We start from the raw sequence: 23,369 nt of genomic DNA, 5'->3' as shown, positions 1-23,369 counted from the left end.
TTTTCAACTTTCAATTATCAATTTTCAATTATCAAGATGGAAACAAGTGAACTATTAAAGAAAGTTCGACGGATTGAGATAAAGACTCGTGGCCTGTCCCGCAATATTTTTGCCGGACAATACCATTCGGCGTTCAAAGGACGCGGTATGGCGTTCAGTGAAGTGCGCGAGTACCAATACGGAGACGATATCCGCGATATCGACTGGAACGTGACGGCACGTTATGTTCGCCCATACGTGAAGGTGTTCGAAGAAGAGCGCGAACTGACGGTGATGTTGCTGATTGACGTATCGGGAAGTAGGGATTTTGGTTCCGTGAATGTAATGAAGAAAGAGATCATTACGGAGATTGCCGCTACGCTTGCCTTCTCGGCTATTCAGAACAACGATAAGATTGGCGTGGTGTTCTTTTCCGACAAGATAGAAAAGTTTATTCCTCCCCAGAAGGGAAAGAAACATATCTTGTATATCATTCGCGAACTGATTGACTTCCAGCCGGAAGAGAAGCAGACCAATATTGCACAGGCACTTAAATATCTGACTAACGCGATCAAGAAACGATGTACGGCTTTCCTGATTTCCGACTTTATCGATAAGGACGGGTTCAAGGATGCGTTGACGATCGCCAACCGTAAGCATGATGTCGTTGCCATTCAGGTGTACGATCGCCGCGAGACGGAACTTCCTTCTGTCGGTCTGATGAAGATCAAGGATGCCGAAACCGGACGGGAGCGCTGGATAGACAGCTCTTCCGCCCATGTGCGTACGGCCTACAAAGAATGGTGGGACCGCCGGCAGGCCGCGATGAGCGATTCGTTCAAGAAGTGCCGGGTCGATTCAGTCTCTATCCGTACCGAAGATGATTATGTGAAAGCATTAATTGCTCTTTTTGATAAACGTAATTAAAGCAAGCAAATGAAATTAATAAAGAAAAGCATTCTGTTACTATCCCTATTCGGTACGTTTTTGTCCGGAGGGAAGGCGTATGCACAGCAGACACTGGTAGACGTGAAAGTCGACTCTGCCGCCATACTGATCGGTGAACAGACTGTTTTACATCTAACGGTAACAGCAGACAAAGATAAGGCCGTTCAGCTGGTTATTCCGCAAGATACATTGATGGCCGGGGTAGAGGTGTTAGGTGTCTCAAAAGCGGATTCAACCTTGATCGATAACGATCGTTTATTGATCGAGCAGGATTTGCTGGTTACCTCTTTTGATTCTTCCCTCTATCTGTTGCCTCCGTTTATGGTGATCGATGGCGCCGATACTGTTTATTCCAACCAAGTTGCGTTGAAGGTTTCGACTATTCCTGTCAATACCGACAAGCCGGAAGAGTTTTACGATATCAAAGAGGTCTGGAAACCGCCTTTTGTGCTGGCTGATTATTATCCCTGGATATTCGGCATATTGCTGACATTGTTCCTGATCTGCGTGATCGGCTATATCATACAGCGTATTCGTAACAAGAAGCCGATTATTCCGTTCAAGAAGCCGGAACCGAAGCTTCCGCCTCATGAACAGGCCATAAAGGAACTTGATGAGATCAAGCAGCAGAAACTTTGGCAGCAGGGTCGTAGCAAAGAGTATTATACATTGATTACGGATACGTTGCGTCGTTATATCGTGGATCGTTTCGGTATCAATGCAATGGAAATGACTTCCGGCGAGATACTCGATATCATCCGTAAACAGCATGAGGCTAACTCTGTATATGAAAGCTTGAAGCAGATTATGCAGTTGTCTGATTTTGTGAAATTTGCAAAGATGAATCCGCTGCCGGATGAAAACGATTTGAGTTTGATGAATGCTTATCTGTTCATTAATCAGACGAAGATAGAGGAGATTCCCGCACCCGGTGAAGGAGAGAACGCGGAAGGCGAAGGAAAGCCTGTAGAAAAGAATGATTCAAATATAAGTAAAGAATAAGATGGTATTTGCAAATCCTACATATCTGTATTTGTTATTATTGCTGATCCCGATGATCGGATGGTATATCTACAAACTGAGCAAAAACCAGGCAAGTTTGCAGGTGTCGTCTACGGAAGTCTTCGATGCGCCGGGAGCAAGCACTTGGAAAGTCTGGCTCCGGCATGTCCCGTTCGTGTTACGGATGGCGGCAATAGCTGTCCTGATTGTGATACTGGCACGTCCGCAGTCTACGAATAGCTGGCAGAACTCTTCAACAGAGGGTATTGATATTATGTTGGCAATGGATATTTCGGGCAGTATGAGGGCACAGGACCTGAAGCCGGACCGTCTGGAAGCATCCAAAGACGTGGCCGCATCCTTTATCAATGGCCGCCCGAACGATAATATCGGTTTAGTCGTATTCGCAGCAGAAAGTTTTACGCAATGCCCGCTGACGACGGACCATACCGTATTATTGAATCTGTTTAAAGATGTCCAGCCTGGTATTATTCAAGATGGGACCGCAATCGGTTTAGGGTTGGCAAATGCGGTCAGCCGTATTAAGGACAGCCAGGCTAAATCAAAAGTCATCATCCTGTTGACGGACGGTGTGAATAATCAAGGTGAGATCGCTCCGGTAACGGCAGCAGAAATAGCCAAGACATTCGGTGTCCGTGTTTATACAATCGGTGTCGGTACGCAAGGAAAAGCTCCTTATCCGTGGCAGACAGCATTCGGTGTTAAGTATGTGGATGTCGACGTTGAGATAGACGAACCGACTTTGAAGCAGATTGCCGCTACAACCGGTGGACAATATTTCCGTGCGACGGATAATGCCAGCCTGAAGGAGATCTATTCGGAAATCGATAAGATGGAGAAGACAAAGATCAGCGTGCAGGAATATAGTAAAAAACAGGAAGAGTACAAGAATTGGGCGCTCCTGCTTTTCTCACTGTTGCTGGTTGAGATATTATTGAGAAATACATTGTTAAGAAATATACCGTAAATAAAAAAGGCTTATGTTTCGTTTTGCACATCCGGACTTTTTATACTTGCTCTTTTTGCTTCCTGTACTGATTGCATTCTATGTGTATGCAATTATTCTGAAGAAAAAGGCAATCAAGAAATATGGTAATCCCGAATTGTTGGCAGAGTTGATGCCGGAGGTTTCTCCAAAGCGTCAGCATCTGAAGTTTTGGCTGTTGTTCGGAGCCATTGCGATGGTTATCATTGTCATTGCCGGGCCACAGTTCGGTTCTAAACTGGAAACAGTAAAACGCCAGGGCGTGGAGATTATGGTTTGTCTGGACGTCTCCAATTCGATGTTGGCAGAAGACGTATCGCCTAACCGTTTGGATAAGGCCAAGCAGATGCTATCCAAGTTGACAGACGGTTTCTCGAATGATAAAGTCGGACTGATTGTTTTTGCAGGGGATGCGTTTACGCAGCTTCCCATCACTTCCGATTATGTTTCGGCCAAGATGTTCCTTTCGTCTATCAACCCTTCGATGGTTTCAACGCAAGGTACGGCTATCGGTGCTGCTATCAACTTGGCAGTCCGTTCTTTTACACCGAGCGAAACGTCGGATAAGGCCATTATCCTGATTACGGATGGTGAGAACCATGAAGACGATGCGGTGAAAGCCGCTGCCGCTGCTGCAGATAAAGGTATTCATGTGAATATTGTCGGTATGGGTGATCCGAAAGGTACTCCGATTCCTATAGGCGGAAGTAATAATTACATGAAAGATAAGGAAGGAAATGTCGTTATTACAAAACTGAACGAAGAAATGTGCCAGGAGATTGCAGCTGCAGGTCATGGAACGTATGTTCGTGCCGACAATACTAATTCTGCGCTCCGTGCGCTTCAAAAGGAGATTGAAAAGATGAATAAATCAGAACTGGACAGTAAAGTTTATTCGGAATATGATGAACGTTTCCAGACATTTGCCTGGATTGCATTGATTCTGCTTTTGGTAGATTTCATGACATTAGACCGGAAGAACCGTATATTCAGAAAAGTAAAATTATTCTCTTTGATATTATTGTTCTGTTCAGGCTCTGTTTTCGCCCAGAAGGCTGAACGTAAGAACATCCGCGAAGGGAATAACCTTTACCAGAATGAAAAGTTTACCGAAGCGGAAATCGCTTACCGGAAAAGTCTGGAAGTAAACCCACGCTCATCCGAAGGAACATATAACCTGGGAAATGCCCTTTACAAACAGAAAAAGTTCCCGGAAGCGGCAGAACAATACCAATTGATAGCCGGTCAGGCTGAGAAGATGGTAGAGACTCCGGAAGGAAAAGCCCGTTTAGCGGAAATCTTTCATAATGTCGGAAATATTGGCATGCAAAATAAAGAATATGCCAAAAGTGTAGAAGCTTACAAACAATCCCTGCGTTTGAATCCGAAAGATGACGAAACACGTTATAATTTAGCTTTGGCACAAAAATTGTTGCAAGATCAGCAGAATCAGCAGAATGAAGATCAAAATCAGGATCAGAACGAAGACAAGAAGGAAGATCAGGATAAACAAGATCAACAGCAGCAGAATCAAGATCAGCAGCAACAACAAGATGATAAGAAGCAGGATAAGACACAAGAACAGCAACAGCAGAATGAGCAGATGAGTAAAGACAATGCTCAACAGATGTTGGATGCTTTCCTGCAGGATGAAAAAGACACTCAGGAAAAGGTGAAGAAGGCGCAAGCTCAACAACAGCAACGCCGTCGGACGGATAAAGAGTGGTAATCGGAAAATAAAGAAGTAAGAATTAAAAAAATAAGAATTAAAGAATGAGGAAATTAGTTTTCTTATTTGTTCTCTTTGCAACTTTCGGAGTGGTGGTCAGAGCGGCTGATGTGACGTTCAAGGCTTCTGCTCCGGAAGCTGTCGTTATGGGAGAGACTTTCAGATTATCGTACACGGTAAATGCAGAGGGTAAAGATTTGCGTGTGCCGGAGATACCAGATTTCGATGTGTTGATAGGGCCGTCTACTTCGACCAGTATGAGTACCCAGATCGTCAATGGAAAAATGACTACGGAGACGTCTTTGACGTTTACTTATATTCTCCAGCCAAAGAAAGAAGGTACTTTCAACATTGCACCGGCTACGATCAAGGTAAAAGGCGCCAACTACACGTCCAATGCGTTAGCTATAAAAGTGCTTCCCCCTGATAAAGCGGACGAAGCGGCAAAAGAAGGCTCAACCGGTACAGGTATCAGTAAGGATGATGCCTTTTTGACAATTGATGTCTCTAAGAGAAACGTTTATGAACAGGAAGGTATTCTGGTTACATTCAAGCTTTATTTCAGAAAAGATATTGCATCTATTAATCAGCCTAAATTTCCGGAGTTTGATGGTTTTTTAGCTCAGGAAATCGAATTACCGGATAATAAGCAGCCTGTAATGGAAAACTATAAAGGCAAGAATTATAATGCGGTAGTTATTAGACAAACCGTATTATACCCGCAACGTTCCGGAAAGATTACGATACCTTCCGGAAAGCTGGACCTTGTGTTACGTGTACCGGGTCCTCCCAGACAGAGAAGTAGTGTCTTTGATGACTTCTTTGGCGGTTCATCTTCTTACATTGATGTAAAGAAAGAGCTTACTACTCCTTCTGTAACAATCGATGTGAAGCCCTTGCCTTCCGGTAAACCTGCTTCATTCTCCGGTGCAGTCGGCAACTTTACTATGACTTCGAGCATTAACTCCAATAATGTAAAAACAAATGAAGCTGTTACTGTCAAAGTGAAGATTTCCGGTAATGGAAACATTAAGCTGGTAAAGAATCCGGAAGTTGTTTTCCCAAATGACTTCGAAGTTTATGATCCGAAAGTAGATGTGGATATTAAGACAACTGCAGCTGGTTCTTCCGGTACGAAGACTATCGAATATATGGCAATCCCGCGTTATGCAGGTGATTTCGAGATTCCGGCTATCGCATTCTCTTATTTTGATACAAAGACCAATTCTTATAAGACTATAACTTCCGAGCCCTATAAGCTGCATGTAGAGCAGGGTGCAGGTGGAGGAACGTCTCCCGTTATTTCCAACTTCAGCAATAAGGAAAGTGTGAAGTATCTGGGTAAGGATATCCGTTACCTGAAGGTGAATGACATCCATTTCGTTCCGAATAATGAATTGTTCTTCGGTTCATTCATGTATTACATGTGTTATCTGATCCCGGCAATCTTGTTTATTGTCTTCTTCTTTATCTACCGCAAGCAGGTGAAAGAAAACTCGAACTTAGCATTAGTCCGTACGAAGAAAGCGAACAAGATGGCAACCAGACGTCTGAAAAATGCTGGTAAACTGCTTAAGGAAAACAAGAAAGAAGAATTCTACGACGAAGTGCTTCGTGCATTGTGGGGATATTTGAGTGATAAACTGAGTATTCCGCAGGCAAGCCTGACTAAGGATAATGTAGAGGCTGAATTGACTAAATATGGTGTTGACGAGCCGCTGATCCATGAGTTTATGGATATCCTGAATACGTGCGAATTTGCCCGTTATGCACCGGCACAGGCTTCGGATGCTATGGATAAGTTATATGAACAGACAGTAGATGCCATTGGTAAGATGGAAAATACAATTAAAAAGTAATGCGATGAAGATGAATATAAATATGAAAAAGATCGTATTCTTCCTTTTGGTCCAGTTTGTCGCTTTTGGTGCATTCGCCCAGGAGGCAACGATCAAAGAGGCGGAAGCTGCCTATACGAAAGAAGATTATGGCAAGGCTATCGAACTATATGAAGGGCTTCTGAAGAGTAATGGCGAATCGGCTGAAATCTATTATAATTTGGGAAATGCCTATTATAAGGAAAATAAGATTGCCCCGGCCATTCTGAATTATGAGCGGGCTTTGCTGTTGGATCCGGGAGATGGAGATATCCGCTTCAATCTGCAACTGGCGCGCCAGAAATCGGTAGATAAGATCGAACCGGTTGGCGACTTCTTTCTTCATCGTTGGTTTGATAAAGTGCAGAATATGGGTGCTGCCGATTCATGGGCTCAGATGGGTATCGTCTGCTTTATTCTGTTTATCGGCTGTTTGATATTGTTCTTCTTCTCTAAGTGGATTCATCTGAAGAAGATCGGCTTCTATCTTGGATTGGTATTGCTGGTTTTGGTTATCTTTTCCAATATCTTTGCCAGCAATCAGAAGAGTGAACTGGTGAACCGGAAAAGTGCAATTGTATTTGCTCCGACTGTTACGGTAAAGAGCTCTCCGGATGCAAGCGGAACAGATCTTTTTATTTTGCATGAAGGAACTAAAGTCTCCATTAAAAGTAAACTGGGAGATTGGAGTGAAATAGCAATGGAAGATGGAAATGTAGGATGGATGCCGAGTAAAGACATTGAAATCATTTAATATCCGGCATCGAAACTTAATCCTACTATGGTTGAAAAAATATTGATTTATGAGCGCGATGCGTTCTTAGCTCTCAACGGCAGCGACTCTGCTTTCCTGGATCGTTTTATGTGGATCTTTACAGGGAGGGCAGTTTGGCTGCCGTTAGCCTTTTTTATTCTTCTGGTCTTGATTTATAAAAAGAACTGGCGCGAATCTCTACTTATTTTATTGGCAATTGCGCTGGTTATAACCTTATGCGATCAATTTGCTTCCCACCTCTGCAAGCCTGTTTTCACCCGCTTTCGGCCGACACATCATCCTGATTTTATGTATCTGGTAAAAACCGTTTTCGGATATCGGGGAGGGCTCTATGGTTTCATCTCCAGCCATGCGGCGAATGCATTTGGTTTTGCAACGCTTATGACGTTAATTATGCGGGATAAGTTATTCGGCTGGACCCTCTTTTTCTGGGCGTTTTTGACTGCCTACACGCGGGTTTACTTGGGAGTCCATTTTATTTCGGATATTGTGCCGGGAGCTATTGTGGGAGTATTCTTCGGTTATTTAGTGTATTGGCTTTATTCTCTTAGCCGTTCAAAATTAGTGCCGGCAGAGGTAAAACAAGATGAGCCGTTATATTCAAAACAACGTATCCGTCTCATTGTCTATGCCATATATCTGACGATTCTTGTCATTCTCATTTTTAATGAGCCATTGGCCGCTTGCCTTCAAAAATAATACATGTCGTAAAGCATATTAATTTTTGATGAATAATTTGTTGCTGTAATTTATAATGATTAAGTTAGTGGCATCAAATTAAACAAAGTATTAACCTTCAAAATAAGGAAGCCATGACAAAGACTATTACATTTAATGAACTCCGCAGACTGAAAGACAGCCTGCCTGACGGAAGTACCCACCGGATTGCTGATGAACTGGGTATCACTGTTGAAACTGTTCGTAATTATTTCGGTGGGCATAATTTTAAAGATGGCAAGAGTTGTGGAATACATATTGAACCAGGGCCTGACGGAGGTTTGGTTGTATTAGACGACACCACAATATTTGAACGTGCTTTGCAGATACTCGCAGAAAAAGACGAAGTGTCGGAAGCACAGCAAGCGTAAAGAAATTCATTGTTACAGAAGAATCCCATAGCTGAATCTAAACGATGCTGCTGTGGGATTTTTTTTATTCAACTTTTAGCGAATTCCGATTGTTTAATCTATAAAAACACACGAGTATGGAAGATAAATTAGTAACGTTAGCAATTCACACGTTCGAGAAAGCCCAAATTCTCAAAACGATGCTTGAAACAGAGGGGATTGAAGTCTACATACATAATGTAAACCAGATCCAACCGGTTGTTTCGGCCGGTGTACGTGTGCGGATTAAAGAAAGCGATCTGCCTCATGCCTTGCGTATCATTGAAGATAGCAAGTGGTTTAGCGAGGACACCGAACAAGAGGAAAAAAACGGCCATCAGGAAAAGAAAATATTGATACCGATAGATTTTTCCGATTATTCGATAAAAGCATGTGATTTAGGTATTAATTATGCCCATAAGATCGGAGCAGAAGTGATGATCATGCATGCTTATTTCAGCCCGTATTTCCCGTCCGCTATTCCGATGGGCGATACGCTGGCTTACCAGGTGAACGAGGAAGAGACGACACAGAATGTCTTGAAACGTGTCAATATCGATATGGAAAATATCTGTACGATGATCAACCGTAAAATCCAGTCGGGCGAACTTCCCAAAGTGAAATACAATTATGTACTTCGTGAAGGGTTACCGGAGGAAGAGATTATTGCATATTGCAAAGAATATCATCCGACATTGATTGTAATGGGTACTCGCGGAAAGAGCCAGAAAGACATGGATCTGATCGGTAGTGTTACCGGTGAAGTGATTGAAGTAAACAAAGTTCCGGTTTTGGCTATTCCGGAAAATGTCCCGTTTGAAGATTTGAGTGAGGCTAAAAACATCGCTTTTGCGACCTCTTTCAACCAGCGTGACCTGGTCGCTTTTGACGAATTTATGGAAATCATCAAACCGTATGATGTGCATATCCATTTGTTCAATATCTCGACCAGCAAGGATGAATGGAATGAAATCCGTCTGACCGGTGTCAATGAATACTTCAAAAAGCAATATCCGGATGCTCATATCACCCATACGGTTTTGGACGATGGCGATCTGTTATTGGCGATTGAGAAATTCGTGCGCGACAAAGATATCGATGTGATAGCGCTGAGCACGTACCGCAGGAATATCCTGGCCCGTATGTTCAATCCTTCGATTGCCCGTAAGATGCTATTCCATACCGACACGCCTTTGTTGGTGATGCACTCATAGAATATTGTTGAGAGTTGACGTCTGTCAACTCTCGACTCTTTCAGAAATCGGTAATGTAAACCAAAACGTAGAGCCTTTCCCAACTTCCGACTCCACACCAATCTCACCTCCTAATGTCTGTATGATCAGTTCGCAGATCGAAAGCCCCAGTCCGGTTCCTTTTACAAAAGTGTCGAATTTGGCAAAGCGCTCGAAGACGTGGGGCAGGTTCTCTTTCTCAATTCCTTTTCCGGTATCCCTTACATAGAAATAAATCTGTTTGCCTTCGATTTCGTAACCGACTGTTATGGATCCTTCGAATGTGTATTTGCAGGCATTGCTGATAAAGTTGGATAAGACTTGTGTCAAACGATTCTTTTCAGTGTACAATATGTAAGGTTCCGATGGTATATCCAGGGACATATAGACCTCTTTCTTTATTTTGAACCGGAAAGTATATCCTAAGTTTTGAATCAAGTCATTCAAATTCACCTCCGAATAAATGAATTCCATCTGTCCGGCTTCTATCTTCGACATATCCAGGATATCGTTAATCAGATGAAGAAGCATGTCGTTGTTTGCCTCGATGATTTGGGCAAACTCTTGCCTTTCTTCTTTGTCGTCCGTTTCGGCCATAAGCGTCGAGAAACCTACAATGGCGTTGAGCGGTGTCCGTATGTCATGGCTCATATTGGCGAGGAAAGTGCTTTTGAGGCGGTTGGATTCTTCGGCTTTTTCACGCAGGCGAACCAGTTCCTCGGTATGTTTCAGATCGGTGATATCATGTTTCAAACCGATAATACTGCGTACCCGCCCGTCTTCATAACGTTGATAAGCGACGGCTTGCATCTCAAACCACTGGTAGTCTTCCATTCCCGGCTCCTTGCTCTGTATCTGAATGACCATCAGGCTGCATGTCTCTTCAATCAGGTTACTCAGCCCTTGGATCAGGAGTTGGGCGTCGGAAGGATACATATATTTGAGGATCTCGTCCAGCGCGACGGAGTTTTGGGAGAGATTGGATTGCTGGAGGAAGTTGTCGCTGATATTAACCGTCTGCGACTCTACGTCATATTCCCAAGGCGTAATGTGGACCGCTTTGAGGACAAATTCGAGCATCTGCTTGTTTTTGTCGTATATGTTCTTTTGCTTCATTTCCGCGGAAACATTCCGCTCGGTGCCGATGATATGACTCACTTTCCCGCTTTTGTCTTTTAATCCGGTTGCGTAGACGTCGGTCCAGACGTTTCCGTTGTCGAGGTTGAGATGGAATACTTCGTTTTTTATTTCTTCCTCTCCGGATGTTAAGGCATGAAGGTAATTTTCGTATTTCTGCATATCTTCCGGATGTATTTTGGAGCCTAATTCAGCTTTGGTCATACCGGTAGTCGGGATGCCGACACGGTGCACTGCCGTGAAAACCTCTTTTTTGACATCGTACCGCCATACGGCCATATAGACGGCATCGAGGGCGATGGTAAGTTCGGTATGTACCCTGTCGAGTTCTTTTTTATGCTTGCGTTTTTTGGTCAGGAAGAAGATGAACAGGAAGGCTGTGAAACAGATGCCTGCTATTTCGAAGGGGTGTGCTTTGATTTGCAGGTAACTTTTGTCGTATTCGTGGGTTACTTCCAGCCGTTTCGGACCCATATCCTGCCTGGTGGAGGCTGAACCATCGAAGGATATTGCCTGGAGCAAGAAAATCAGAAAAAGAAATACCCTATACTTTTTCATGTTTTTAGAAAGAATAATCATCTCTTATTGTTGTTATTGATTAATGTGTAACGGCGTGTATGTGATTGGATAAAGTTATGTTGTTGTAAAACCAAATTCTACGGTAGAAGCAGAGTAGAGTCCCTCCTTGGTTGCGACACATATGCTGTTGAAAGCGTAATCGTCATTACGCTCGGTTAGCATCAGATGGGTAAGCGTGTCGTTGATACAGTGCATTTTAGGATTGGATATAACCATAATTGATGTTTTATAGAGTTCTTAATGAACTCCGGTAACTTTGAAATAATTATAAAAAATAAGGCTGCTGAACCGTCTTGTACGGGAATATTTACTATACAACAAGAATCAATAAATATTATTGGGTATAATTTTGACTTGGTATTTTGGTTTGAAATACTCAAAAAAGGACTTTTTCTTTTTCTTTATGTGAAAAGGAAGAAAAGTTTTTTTGCGTACACCTTAAAAATAAAGGGAAAACAAAGAGTTGTATTTATAAATATTTTATCTTTGCTTCCATTAATAACCGGAGTTCATTAAGAACTCTGGTTATTCAAAACTTCCAGCCTAAAATATTCTCTGAGTCTTTTCAGAAAGGTACAACTGACTGTCTCCCTTCATTTTCCGTTTAGATAGTTGGTTCATTGCATCTGTCAAATAATGAATCAATAACGGATAACCACCGGTCCTCTATTGCATGTTACGGTTGTCTTCTTTGCATGTCACAACTGTCTTCCTTCTATGTTACAGTTGGATTTCTTTTGTTTTACGGCTGTGACATGAATAGCGGGTAGGTATGGAGGGGGCACACATTCCGCGTCGTTCATTCTATCTGCCGGGTTATTCATTCCTTTACGAGACTATAACCCCATGAAGTACTGCAATACCATTTCGCAGACGATCTTGACAAGTCAGGAAGACGGACTTCTCTTTGCCTTGCTCCATACCCCGTTTCCCTTATTTCGGATCAGGTAAAAGAATCCCCTGATTACATTTATATTCATAAAGACGAAGTAGTAAGGGACGAATAACAGTTTGTTCCGCAGGTTTCGTTGTTCCATCCGGTAGCCGGCGTAGGCAGCGATATAAAAAAGTAGTTGCAGGAACAGTAATCCGGCATAAAAGGAATTTCCGGAAATGGCCAATACTGCGTTTACGGGCAATAAAAGAAAAAGCATTAGCGGAGTCAGTGTCCAGCGCAACACGCGATGGCTGACATATTGGAAACTGAGCGTACCGTAACGGAAAATATTGAGCAGTCCTTTAAGCCGCCAGACAGATTGCAGGCCGCCCGCAGCTATTCGTATTTTCCTTTTTTCTTCTTCTTTCATATTCAGTGAAGCCGTTTCTGTGGCATAGGCTTCTTTACAGTAGGCAATTTTATATCCTTTGGCGGCAATACGGAGTGAAAGGATAAAATCGTCGAGCAAAGTGTCCGAAGGCATCTGCTCGAACAGCCCGGTCTGTATGGCAAATAATTCTCCGGCAGCACCGACAGCCGAATAAAGGCGGTCATCCAGGTTTTTTAAGGCCGATTCGTATTTCCAGTAAATTCCTTCACCGGCAGTAGCTCCCCGGGCTGATTGTGTGTCGACTCTTTTTTCACCGGCTACACAGCCTACTTTGGGATCGCTGAAACAACGGACAATCTCTTTTATGGCATCCGTATTCAGCATTGTATTGGCATCGGTGAAAATGACGTAAGGAGTAGAAATGTACTGCATACCCCGGTTTAAGGCTGCTGTTTTGCCTTTCCTTTCCGGATTAAACAGGACTGTGACGTCTTCATATGCTGCTAATCGCTCATTTGTGTGGTCGTTTGATCCGTCTGTTACCCATACAATCCGTAGTTTGCCGTCAGGATAGGATAGGTTCCGGCAGTTTTCCATTTTTGTCGCTATAATATCTTCTTCATTATAAGCAGCTATGAAAAGAGTAACTTCCGGAAGCGGTTCGGGCAGGTGCAAAGCCTCTCTTTTTTTGAACAACTCTTTGATGCGTACCAATAGATATAACAGGATTCCATACCCTATATATGTGTAAAAGACAACAGCCAATCCTAACCAAAAGAGGATAATAAAGAGAGTGTGCATTTGTTCCATATTGTTTTTGCGTAACTTAATATTATGCCAAGCGACGCAAATATAATTATTTTTTCATCCTTCAGCATGGAAACAATATTATTATTTCAAATAATGCATAATAATCAAGACTTTCATGATTTTGTCCAAAACAAATCATTACATTTGTCAACTGTTAAAAAGAATAATATTAATCAACGAATCTAAGGGTAAAAAAACATGAAGTCTATTTTGGTGACCGGTGGAGCGGGGTTTATCGGTTCTCATCTGTGTAAACGGTTATTAGGGGAAGGAAATCGGGTAATCTGTTTGGATAATTATTTTACGGGTTCTGAAAGTCTTATGCGCGAATTGCTTGTGTATCCGAACTTTCAGTCGGTAGAACATGATGTGACCATTCCATATAAAACAACATCGGCTATTGATGAAATTTACAATCTGGCATGTCCGGCTTCGCCGATCCATTACCAGTATGATCCTATTAAAACGATTAAAACTTCTATCTTAGGAGCTATTAATATGCTGGAGCTGGCACAGGCTCATGATGCCCGGATTCTGCAAGCTTCGACAAGTGAAGTCTATGGAGACCCGTTCATTCATCCCCAGCCGGAATCTTATTGGGGAAATGTGAACACAATCGGTATCCGCAGTTGTTATGATGAAGGGAAGCGGGCTGCGGAAACACTCTTCATGGACTACCACCGGCAGAATAAGCTAAAAATCAAAATTATCCGCATATTCAATACGTATGGTCCCAATATGACGGTCCACGACGGACGGGTTGTCTCAAACTTTATTATTCAGGCTCTTCGGAATGAAAATATTACAGTTTACGGCGATGGACGCCAGACCCGCAGTTTTCAGTATGTGGATGACCTGGTCGAAGGAATGGTCCGCATGATGGCGACGGAAGACAGTTTTACAGGTCCGGTTAACCTCGGTAATCCTGGTGAATTTACGATGGTGGAATTGGCTGAACATATCATTCGTCTTACCGGCTCCCGTTCTGAAATCGTATTCCGCCCGTTGCCCTCCGATGATCCGAAACAGCGGAAACCGGACATCACGCTTGCCCGGGAGAAGCTCGGTGGCTGGTATCCTTCCGTCCCTCTTGAAGAAGGGCTTAAGAGAACAATCCGGTATTTTCAGAGTTTGTAAAAATTGAGGATATGATAGCGCTAAAGGTCTTGGAGATCGTCCTGTTTTTGAGCTTCTCCATTAATATACTTTATTTGTTCGTTTTTAGTATAGCTTCTATGCATAAGAACAAGAAAAGAGGGAAGGACTCCGCTGCTTTCCGTCGCATAGCCATATTGATACCGGCTTATAAGGAAGACCTGGTGATTATGGAATGCGTAGAATCTTGTTTGCAGCAGGACTATCCGCGTGACCGGTACGATATCGTTGTTATCTCCGATCAGATGGGAGCAGAGACGAACGGACGATTGGCAGCAATGCCTGTTATCCTGGAGATTGTCCGTTTCGAGAATAGCACGAAGGCGAAAGCGTTGAATTTAGCGATGAGCCATTTGGCTGATTACGACATCGCACTGATTCTGGACGCCGATAATACAATAGGTCCTGACTATCTCAACCAGATTAATGCCGCCCCCTTTATCGATAATATCGTTGGTTATCAGACGCACCGGACAGCTAAAAATAAGAATACGAGTCTGGCCTATCTGGATGCTGCAAGCGAAGAAATCAATAATAGCATTTTCCGGCAAGGACATGTGAATATGGCTTGTCGGCCGCTCTGATCGGTTCCGGCATGGCCTCGATTTCGAATTGATAAAAAAGGAGTTGGCTGGCATCCATGCAATTGGAGGCTTTGACCGTGCTTTGGAACTCACTTTGTTTAAGGCGGGCAAGCGTATCGATTATTTACCGGATGCGTATGTCCTGGATGAAAAGATACAAAACCGTCGGGATTTTGCCCGCCAAAGAAGACGTTGGCTTTCGGCGCAGATCCATTATCTGAAAGAGTTTATCGGCGATATGCCGCAAGCCATATTAGATAAGAATTGGGATTTTTGTGATAAGATGTTCCAGCAAATGAGTATTCCGCGGTTGCTTCTGTTGGGTGAGACGTTTATTATAGCATTGGTTATTACTTGTATATCCTGGCCGATCTCTTTGAAGTGGTGGATATTATTCTGTATACTGATCGTCTCTTTACTCTTGGCCGTCCCTAAACGTTTATATACAAGACAATTGTTCATAGCCGTTGTGAAATTGCCGGAAACTTTTTTCAGCATGTTTCTGAATCTTTTCCGCCTGAGGGGAGCTAACAAGAAGTTTATCCATACGGAACATGGGGTGAAATAATAAGAAAGAAATAGATATGTTTGTCGGATGTTGGAATAGAAAAGGTGAACTCCCGGAAATACCACAAGCTAAGCAGGAGGGAGGCATTGTTCATAAAGGAACTTGCCGGTGTTACCAGCGGAATGATACGCAGCTTTGGTTTTTCGGGGAACTATATAATAAGGAAGAATTAGGATACGGTCTGATTGATGATGCAGAAACGTTTTTTTCTGTATATGCTCAAAAAGGAATCCAGGGGTTTGCCGGTTTGGATGGCGCTTTTACCTGTATCCTGGGAACACCGGATTCTGTGTTGGTCGTTCGGGACCGGCATGGCCTGTCCGATCAGGTGTATTATACGAATACATATTTTGCCTCTTCCCTTGCTCTGCTGAAATTGACAAAAGGATTTGATGCGACTCCAAATTATCAGGCATTGAGTTCCTTCTTATCTATCGGCTATATCGCAACACCTTCTTCGGCCTTTTCGGGAGTGCAAAAATTAGGCGCCGGCGAAGTCCTAATCTATAAGGATGGGCGGATTGAGTCCGATTATTTGTTCCCAACTGATACTATAACCCCGGTTCCATTGAAAGAAAAAACGTTGGATGAGTATGCCGACGAATATGCAGCCCTACATGCCGGTGCGATAAGGAAACGTATCGGGAAAAGTACGAATGTAGGTATTCTTCTAAGTGGAGGCTATGATTCCGGGTGTAATCTGGCTGCTTTACGTTCTTTGTATAATGGAGATATTCGTTCTTACTCAATAGGGTTTAGGGGGGATAACTGGACAGAGTTGCCTTTAGCGCGATGTATGTCTGAAACATTCCGGACTATTCATACCGAATATGAGATAGACGGGAGTGAGATAGAGGCTCTGCCCGGTTTGGTCGAACAATTGGGTGATCCTTTTGTGGAAGGCGGATTGATGGTAAATTATGTTGTCATGCGTCTGATAGGAAATGATAAGCCGGATGTGATACTCGGAGGCGATGGAAGCGATCAATATTTTGGGACATCCGGACGCGAGGTAGCCTTGCATTATCTGATATCCCGCTATGGCATGAAGCCTGTAATGAATCTTTTATATACGATATTGAGCCGGCCTGCCTTCGATAAAGATACAAGCTTCTATCGGCTGCGTTTTCATCTGGATAAGGTATTGCATATTTTGGATGGGGATTTGTTTGGTTTTCCGGCGTTTCAACAGAAAAAGTTGCTGAAAGATCCTTCTTCTTTTCGACATTCTCCGTTGTTGCATCCCGATACGCGAAGTTTCGAGCATCTGTATACGCAACATGCATATAAGAGTGATTTAGAGAAGATCATTAACCAGGTTATTTTGTTTAAGGCATCTAAGATAGCCGATATGTTCGACAATCATCTTGTTTTTCCTTATATGGACCTGGATTTATATAGGTTTCTGATGCGGCTTCCTGTTTGCTATAAATGTAAGGGAGATAGTCCGTTCCGAATAGCAAAAGGAGAAACAACGGCCAAGTATTTGTTGAAATACCACTATAAACCGATGCTTCCGGATGCGATCACCGCAAAGAAAAAGCAGGGAGGATTTGCTCCCATGCCCATCTTTTTCCAGAATGACAAACAACGTGCGCGTATTGCCGACTATATCCTTAGTTCGTCTGTTGTTTCCGACTTTCTGAACAGGGACTACGTGGAAAAGTTTATAGCAGAGTACGATAAAGAATCGCATGAAGCCGGCAATTGGTTTTGGTACAAACAGAACAGGGCCATACAGTATTTCAATTTACTGGCATTGTCTGTTTGGTGGGAGAGGTTTGTGAGAGAGGGGAATAAATCTTTTTAAACTTATTTGAATTACAAATATGGAAGTTTCTATTATCATTCCCATTTACAATGTGTCTAAATATATCGAGCGCTGTTTACGGTCTGTTCTCGATCAGACATGGAAAGACCTTGAGGTTATTTTGGTTGACGATTGTACTCCTGATGATTCGATGGATATTGTCAGGAGAGTGTTGGAAACTTCCCCTCGACATAACATTGTTACAATCCTGAAACATGAAGAAAACAGAGGCCTTTCGGCAGCCCGTAATACCGGTATCCGACAAGCTACGGGCGATTATCTTTATTTTCTGGACAGTGATGACTATTTGCCTGAAAATAGTATAGAGTTGCTGGCGGATGCAGCAATCCAATATAAGGTTGATTTTGTAATTGGTGACTTTGAAATAGCGGGAGCATTCAGAAAAATACCCTCTTTATTATTGAATACGGGTATGTTGATTGATAATAAGGCTGTTTTATCTACATTTTCAAAAGCTCAATGGACTGTTATGGCCTGTAATAAATTGATCAACCGTTCTTTTCTTATAAAAGAACATTTGTTTTTTAAAGAAGGACTTTTGCACGAAGACGATTTGTGGTCTTTTATGGTTGCTTGTAAAGCTTGCAATGCTTACGTAGTGAAGGAGAAAACGTATTTTTATTATTTGCAACCTAATTCTATCACAGGCCGGCCTTCTGTTAAAAACCTGGAGTCTCGCGTACGGATTATTGAATATTTGTTTGAATACATAAGCCGGTCGCCGGAATTAAGAGAAAATGCTGGTGTTTATATAACTTTTGAGACTTTGAAAGCAAAGTATTTTGATAGGATTATCTACTATTCGAAAGATCGTTCTCTCCATTATACAAGTTATCTGTCTATCAGGTTACATACATATATCTCTCCACTCAAAGCGGTTTTTCTTTTTAAGCCGGGTATAAAATTATGTGTTCGAAATATCCATCAGCTATTACCGAAACAGTTGGGGTATTGGTATTTTAAATCATTTGTATTCGTATCATATAAATTATTGATTCTGCCCATTAAGTTAAGACAATGGACAGGAAAGGAATAAGGAGAAATAATATGCCTCAATATCGTGTCAGAAAAAGTATATTGAACGCTCGTGTCAATGTTTTGTTTTATTTCATAGCATTAGTAATCTCTTTTTTTTCAAGGAAAATCTTTCTGGGATGTCTGGGAGATGATTTTGTCGGGTTGACAGGAACTCTATTGAATTTGCTTGGCTTTCTTAATTTGGCAGAGTTAGGTATAGGCTTGTCTATTGGTTTTGTCTTATACAAGCCGATTTTCGAAAAGGATGAAGATAAGATTCGTGAGATAATATCTGTACTTGGTTATATTTATCGATATGTAGGGCTTTTGATTTTAGGTGTAGGGGTTGTATTATCTTGTTTTTTGCCTTTGATATTTAAGAAGACGGTATTTGAATTGGGGGTTATTTATTTTGCCTTTTTCGGTTTTCTTGCTTCCTCTTTGCTTGGGTATTTTGTCAATTACAAGCAAACTTTATTAAGTGCCGACCAACGTAATTATGTGATCGTTGCTTATTTCCAATCAGTAAATCTGGTTAAAACCCTGTTTCAGATAGCACTTGCCTATTACTGGGGGAATTATTATGTATGGATTGCCATAGAGCTTATTTTTAGTATTCTTTATTCCTGTATATTAAATTATAAAATTAAAAAAATATACCCTTGGTTGGATACAAGTCTGACAGAAGGAAAACGTAAATATTCGGAAAATAGAATTATTATTGCAAAAGCCCGTCAAATGTTTATCCATTTGTTAGCCGGAGCTGGTTGTAGTCAATTGTTACCTCTATTGGTTTACGCTTTTGCATCCCTGAAGATTGTTGCATATTATGGTAATTATATGCTGATTATTTCAAAGATTAACCTATTAGTAAATAGCACACTGGGAAGTGTGAGGGCAGGAATTGGAAATTTGATAGCTGAGGGCGATAAGGATAAAATCTTACAAGTATATTGGGAACTCAATTCATTACGCTTTTTGATTGCAGGTTTTCTTACATTTGCCCTTTATCATTTGGTGAATCCATTCGTGGGGGTTTGGCTTGGAGATGAGTATATATTGGATAGAATTACTTTAATCATTATTCTGAGTAATTTCTTTATTTATCAATTTCGGGGTGTTAACGACCAATTTATTCAGGGATATGGGCTTTTCCAAGATGTATGGGCGGCTATTGCTATATTGATAATAACAATAGTTGTTGCATTAATTGGTGGTTATTTTTGGGGATTACCAGGTGTCCTATTGGGGGATACTGTTAGTTCCTTAACGATTGTTTGTATCTGGAAATCTTATTTCTTATATAAGGAAGGGTTTCATTTGCCTGTTTTTGAATATTGGAAACAAATCTTTAAGTATCTGGGAATATTGGCGGTTTGCTGGTATGCATCGGACTTCTTGTTACGTCTCTGCCCGATAGTCAATCCTTATACCGGTTATATGAACTGGCTATTATTTGCAATTTACAGTTCCGCATTATTTCTTTTACTTTTCGGAAGTACTCTGTATTGTTTTTCAGAAGGTATCAGAAATTTGTTTGTTCGTGTAAGAAAGTTAATTTGATTATTGAAAGCTTATTGAGAGACATCATAATAATTTTTTTCTATTTGCGAGGTACAGTCCCTAAAAACAGCATACTTGAAATCTTCCAGTTTTTGCAAACTTTTTCAACTAAAATAGGGCAGAAGGTTGCGATACATCCTGCAAAGAAAAATATAAGAATTTCGTTTTGTATGCCTAATCGTGAAAGGACAATTCGTCCTCCGGAGGTCCCAAAACCATGATATAGGTAGATTGTATAGGCATACTGAGCCAACCAGATAAAAAAGCGATTGTTTAACTTCAGATTAACGAGGTAAGCGGAAGAAAGAATGCCTATAATTATAGATAAGTGATATTTTGAATAGAATCCTGTCAACTGCGGATAAAAATAATTAACCTGTTGTAAACAGATTCCTATAATGAGACCTGCTAAATATATTTTAATCATCACAGGGCTTGATAGCTTTTCTTTAAACCTGACAATACCTACACCGGTGAGAAAAAAAGGTGATAAGTAAAAAGCATTTTTAAATGCAAAATAATTGGGGATAGCTTTGGGGATTATACTTGTTAGCTCTGAATAACACGATATACATGCAACAAGCATAAGAAGGCACCATCCGGAGATCGTATTCAAATACTTTTTTATATCACAGATCGCAACACCGACAAAAACAAGAAAAAGAGCGGGTAAATACCAGTATATACTATAAGGAAAAACATAAATTTTCCAGATATCGGATAATACCATTTTATTATTTGTCCCGGGTATGAGATATTGGAGCAGGAAGTATAAGGAGCCAACAAATATCATGGGAAATAATAGACGCCTAACCTTTTTCCGCATAAAAATAGAGATATTATCTGATTTTACAGAGTGCAAAGCATATACCCATCCTGAGATGACCGTGAACAGAGGCATCCGGATATTGACAAAAAGATCATATATATATCTGAAGAAAGAATCGTTGGCAACTTTCATTCCTCCTTCCGACGTCGAACCGATGACATGGCCCAACACAACGAGTAAAATAGCAATCCCACGTAACGTTTCTATGTGGTAGGATTTTTGTTTTATCATATGAAGTTTTATTGAATTATATTTTCTTTATCAAGCTTCTTAATTTTAATAACCCTTTCCGGATAAAAGGCAAGGACTGGCCGTTTTTTATATTGTATAGCGTAGACTGTGAGTTGAATATCATCTCGAAGTTTTCTGTACATAAAACGGGTTTCCCTGTACTTCTATTTATTTCAAGAGCTTGTGATAAAGAGCTTTCTATAAACAGTTTATATTGATTGAGCTTATATTCGTTTGCTTTATGAGAGGCATGGCAATTAGCTTTTTGACGCGCTTCTTTATTTGGCAAGTCTAACATAACCAGCTTGTTGTATTTAACCTTATTGGCTTCTAACCAGGTTTCTGTCTCTGCCTATATTTTTCCAAACGGGAAGTTACCAGTGTTCCGATTCTGGAGCCTGGAATGAATAGTGGCTGTGCATGTAGAACGAAATCTTTATACCGCTCCCCATCGTCATTCTGTTCTGGCGTAGGATCCACACATAAGACACCGTCTATATCCATGCAGGCTTTCTCCAAGACGGTATGATTTAAAATATTCCATTGGAAATACCGAGGAAGAGGAACTATATCCAGGGCATAATCGACCTTATTTTCAGTGCCGGGAATCGCATACACAACACAATATTGGATATTAAAATCATTCTCCAGATGTTTGACTTGCTCTTTGCATTTTTGCATAGCCGAACCGGATGAAATGCTATCATCAACAATCAATACCTTTTTGTATTGCCGGGTATCGAAGAACTGGCCCCTTTCTCCAGTTTTATAGATATGCCCGTTGATGAATGAGCCAAGGTCTGTCACTGGTCTGTTTAGATAAAGAGCCAGAAGGTTAGCCGGAAACATTCCGCTACGGGGAATACCGACAATCAGGTCTATATCTCTGGGAATGATATGCAAACGTTTTAATATGACCTGATTCAGGTCGGATATGGTTCTATAATTCATGATTCCTCTTTTTGAAACTGATCGATAATGTTGTATATTTTTCGGACACTATGTCCCCAACTATGTGTTTCTGCAAAACAGATGCGTTCTTCTTTCCGCATGGGATTATTTGTTTCTTTCAACGCATTATCTAAGGCTTGGAGATATTCGTCTTCATTTGCCGGAAGATATGTATGCGCCGCAAAAATGTCCTGCATGGTATGAGTACTGGTAGCTACTGTTGGTTTCCCCATTGCCAGGTATTCGTCTATTTTTAAAGGATAATTCCCATTTGTAATATCGTTGACCATTTGCGGATTGATACAGACATCGTAACTGCTGATATAGGCAGGTAATGTTTCGACCGGTTTTTTCCCTAAAAAATAGACATTGGAAAGCTGGTGTATCGGATGTTTGCTGAATACTTCGTCTTCCGGACCTGTAAAAACAAAGCTGTATGTAGGACGTTTTTTTGCAATTCGCAGAAGTAAATCGCTATCCAGGCGGGTGCTGTTAACGGTTCCCACATAGCCGATTACAGGGTGTGGAACTGGTTTCATATCTTCTGGTACAGGCCAGCTCTTTCTACCGTCGTACAGAGACAGATTGACTCCGGTTTCGATGGGATAAGTATGACGATTATATTTCCGGAAACGCTCGGCAAAATGTGTAGAGTTTGCCAATACGATATCGGACTTGGCTGCCAATAGCGGTTCAAGCCTTGTTCCGTTCTTTTTCCAATAGGACTCGCCTATAACAAAATCTCTGCAGTAATAGATAGAGAGAGACGGTTTTAGATACTCCTTTAAATACTGACTGCGAAAGATATCCGTATCTATCAGATGGATATAATTATTAAAACCTAACTGCATTGCAATTTGGTGGATATAGTTTGCAATCTTTTGGTTATTTAGTTTATTCACCCAATCAAATAAAAAACTTGTCGGTAATTTCCCGACCGGCAATATGCAAAACGGACAATCCGCAATCCACATATTTTCGTTAGGTTGACGAATAGGAGAGACCTGTTTTTTTATCACATCCATCCTGCGAATCCAAGCTTTATTTTTGTTACCTCGGAATCGGGTGGAATAATCCATCGGGGTATTGAGATACAAAACCCGATTCTTTTTCGATATCTCTAATACTGTATTTTTGATCGTACTGCCTATTTCGATATCCCAAGGTTGTAAACTGGTAATGATGAAGTCGC

General features: G+C 41.5%; 20 protein-coding genes and 2 pseudogenes. 15 read left to right on the top strand and 7 right to left on the bottom strand.

What is annotated here, in order from left to right:
• The first annotated feature begins 36 nt into the window (after positions 1-36).
• The 10 genes and pseudogenes from DW083_RS01720 to DW083_RS01680 all read left to right on the top strand — a co-directional run bounded on the left by DW083_RS01720 (position 37) and on the right by DW083_RS01680 (position 9,636).
• Positions 37-906 carry a DUF58 domain-containing protein gene (locus DW083_RS01720; protein WP_115500342.1) on the top strand — a complete coding sequence of 290 codons (870 nt, stop codon included), beginning with the start codon at positions 37-39 and terminating at the stop codon, positions 904-906.
• Between the two features lie 9 nt (positions 907-915).
• A complete protein-coding gene (locus DW083_RS01715) occupies positions 916-1,929 on the top strand; it encodes a hypothetical protein (protein WP_115500308.1) in 1,014 nt (337 codons plus the stop codon).
• Between the two features lies 1 nt (position 1,930).
• Positions 1,931-2,917 (top strand): VWA domain-containing protein, encoded by a 987-nt coding sequence (locus DW083_RS01710; RefSeq protein WP_115500307.1) that lies wholly within the window; start codon positions 1,931-1,933, stop codon positions 2,915-2,917.
• 13 nt (positions 2,918-2,930) lie between these two features.
• Positions 2,931-3,947: pseudogene (locus DW083_RS22370) on the top strand (VWA domain-containing protein); the annotation flags it as partial.
• A complete protein-coding gene (locus DW083_RS22365) occupies positions 3,948-4,664 on the top strand; it encodes a tetratricopeptide repeat protein (RefSeq protein WP_233547803.1) in 717 nt (238 codons plus the stop codon).
• Between the two features lie 44 nt (positions 4,665-4,708).
• The gene (locus tag DW083_RS01700; protein WP_122331210.1) at positions 4,709-6,523 is read left to right on the top strand and encodes a BatD family protein; all 1,815 of its coding nucleotides are present in this window, start codon (positions 4,709-4,711) and stop codon (positions 6,521-6,523) included.
• Positions 6,524-6,527: 4 nt separating this feature from the next.
• Positions 6,528-7,295, top strand: coding sequence for a tetratricopeptide repeat protein (locus tag DW083_RS01695; RefSeq protein WP_122331209.1), 768 nt, complete (start codon positions 6,528-6,530; stop codon positions 7,293-7,295).
• A gap of 27 nt (positions 7,296-7,322) precedes the next feature.
• A complete protein-coding gene (locus DW083_RS01690; RefSeq protein WP_115500303.1) occupies positions 7,323-8,015 on the top strand; it encodes a phosphatase PAP2 family protein in 693 nt (230 codons plus the stop codon).
• Positions 8,016-8,128: 113 nt separating this feature from the next.
• Positions 8,129-8,404: a DNA-binding protein gene (locus tag DW083_RS01685; protein WP_115500302.1), complete on the top strand. Its 276-nt coding sequence runs from the start codon at positions 8,129-8,131 to the stop codon at positions 8,402-8,404.
• A gap of 116 nt (positions 8,405-8,520) precedes the next feature.
• Complete coding sequence (locus DW083_RS01680) at positions 8,521-9,636, top strand: universal stress protein (protein WP_115500301.1); 1,116 nt, start codon at positions 8,521-8,523, stop codon at positions 9,634-9,636.
• Positions 9,637-9,660: 24 nt separating this feature from the next.
• On the opposite strand, the gene DW083_RS22360 is transcribed toward DW083_RS01680, so the two are convergent.
• The 3 genes from DW083_RS22360 to DW083_RS01665 all read right to left on the bottom strand — a co-directional run bounded on the left by DW083_RS22360 (position 9,661) and on the right by DW083_RS01665 (position 13,439).
• Positions 9,661-11,349 (bottom strand): PAS domain-containing sensor histidine kinase, encoded by a 1,689-nt coding sequence (locus DW083_RS22360; RefSeq protein WP_233551690.1) that lies wholly within the window; start codon positions 11,347-11,349, stop codon positions 9,661-9,663.
• Positions 11,350-11,424: 75 nt separating this feature from the next.
• Positions 11,425-11,586 (bottom strand): hypothetical protein, encoded by a 162-nt coding sequence (locus DW083_RS22060; RefSeq protein WP_158543385.1) that lies wholly within the window; start codon positions 11,584-11,586, stop codon positions 11,425-11,427.
• Between the two features lie 671 nt (positions 11,587-12,257).
• Positions 12,258-13,439 carry a glycosyltransferase family 2 protein gene (locus DW083_RS01665; protein WP_370038576.1) on the bottom strand — a complete coding sequence of 394 codons (1,182 nt, stop codon included), beginning with the start codon at positions 13,437-13,439 and terminating at the stop codon, positions 12,258-12,260.
• Between the two features lie 207 nt (positions 13,440-13,646).
• Between DW083_RS01665 and DW083_RS01660 the strand changes: the two genes are divergently transcribed.
• From DW083_RS01660 to DW083_RS01640, 5 genes and pseudogenes are all read left to right on the top strand, one after another.
• Positions 13,647-14,585 (top strand): UDP-glucuronic acid decarboxylase family protein, encoded by a 939-nt coding sequence (locus DW083_RS01660; protein WP_115498940.1) that lies wholly within the window; start codon positions 13,647-13,649, stop codon positions 14,583-14,585.
• A gap of 11 nt (positions 14,586-14,596) precedes the next feature.
• Positions 14,597-15,755 (top strand): annotated as a pseudogene (locus DW083_RS01655) (glycosyltransferase family 2 protein).
• Between the two features lie 16 nt (positions 15,756-15,771).
• On the top strand, positions 15,772-17,565 hold the full coding sequence (locus DW083_RS01650; RefSeq protein WP_122331206.1) for an asparagine synthetase B: 1,794 nt from the start codon (positions 15,772-15,774) through the stop codon (positions 17,563-17,565).
• A gap of 19 nt (positions 17,566-17,584) precedes the next feature.
• Positions 17,585-18,622: a glycosyltransferase family 2 protein gene (locus tag DW083_RS01645; RefSeq protein ID WP_122331205.1), complete on the top strand. Its 1,038-nt coding sequence runs from the start codon at positions 17,585-17,587 to the stop codon at positions 18,620-18,622.
• An 11-nt stretch (positions 18,623-18,633) separates the two neighbouring features.
• On the top strand, positions 18,634-20,166 hold the full coding sequence (locus tag DW083_RS01640; RefSeq protein ID WP_122331204.1) for a lipopolysaccharide biosynthesis protein: 1,533 nt from the start codon (positions 18,634-18,636) through the stop codon (positions 20,164-20,166).
• 40 nt (positions 20,167-20,206) lie between these two features.
• On the opposite strand, the gene DW083_RS01635 is transcribed toward DW083_RS01640, so the two are convergent.
• From DW083_RS01635 to DW083_RS01625, 4 genes are read right to left on the bottom strand one after another with little or no spacing between them, the layout of a single operon-like run.
• Positions 20,207-21,226, bottom strand: coding sequence for an acyltransferase family protein (locus DW083_RS01635; RefSeq protein ID WP_122331203.1), 1,020 nt, complete (start codon positions 21,224-21,226; stop codon positions 20,207-20,209).
• Positions 21,227-21,242: 16 nt separating this feature from the next.
• A complete protein-coding gene (locus tag DW083_RS22355) occupies positions 21,243-21,524 on the bottom strand; it encodes a hypothetical protein (protein WP_233551689.1) in 282 nt (93 codons plus the stop codon).
• 32 nt (positions 21,525-21,556) lie between these two features.
• Positions 21,557-22,177 (bottom strand): phosphoribosyltransferase, encoded by a 621-nt coding sequence (locus DW083_RS01630; protein ID WP_233551688.1) that lies wholly within the window; start codon positions 22,175-22,177, stop codon positions 21,557-21,559.
• A complete protein-coding gene (locus tag DW083_RS01625; RefSeq protein WP_233551687.1) occupies positions 22,174-23,256 on the bottom strand; it encodes a glycosyltransferase in 1,083 nt (360 codons plus the stop codon). Before DW083_RS01625 ends, DW083_RS01630 begins: the two co-directional genes overlap by 4 nt.
• Positions 23,257-23,369 lie beyond the last annotated feature (113 nt).

This window comes from Parabacteroides sp. AF48-14 (assembly GCF_003477465.1).
GTDB classification, from domain to species: domain Bacteria; phylum Bacteroidota; class Bacteroidia; order Bacteroidales; family Tannerellaceae; genus Parabacteroides; species Parabacteroides acidifaciens.
The sequence above is the reverse complement of the archived record's forward strand: the minus strand, read 5'-3'. Positions and strand labels throughout refer to the sequence as shown.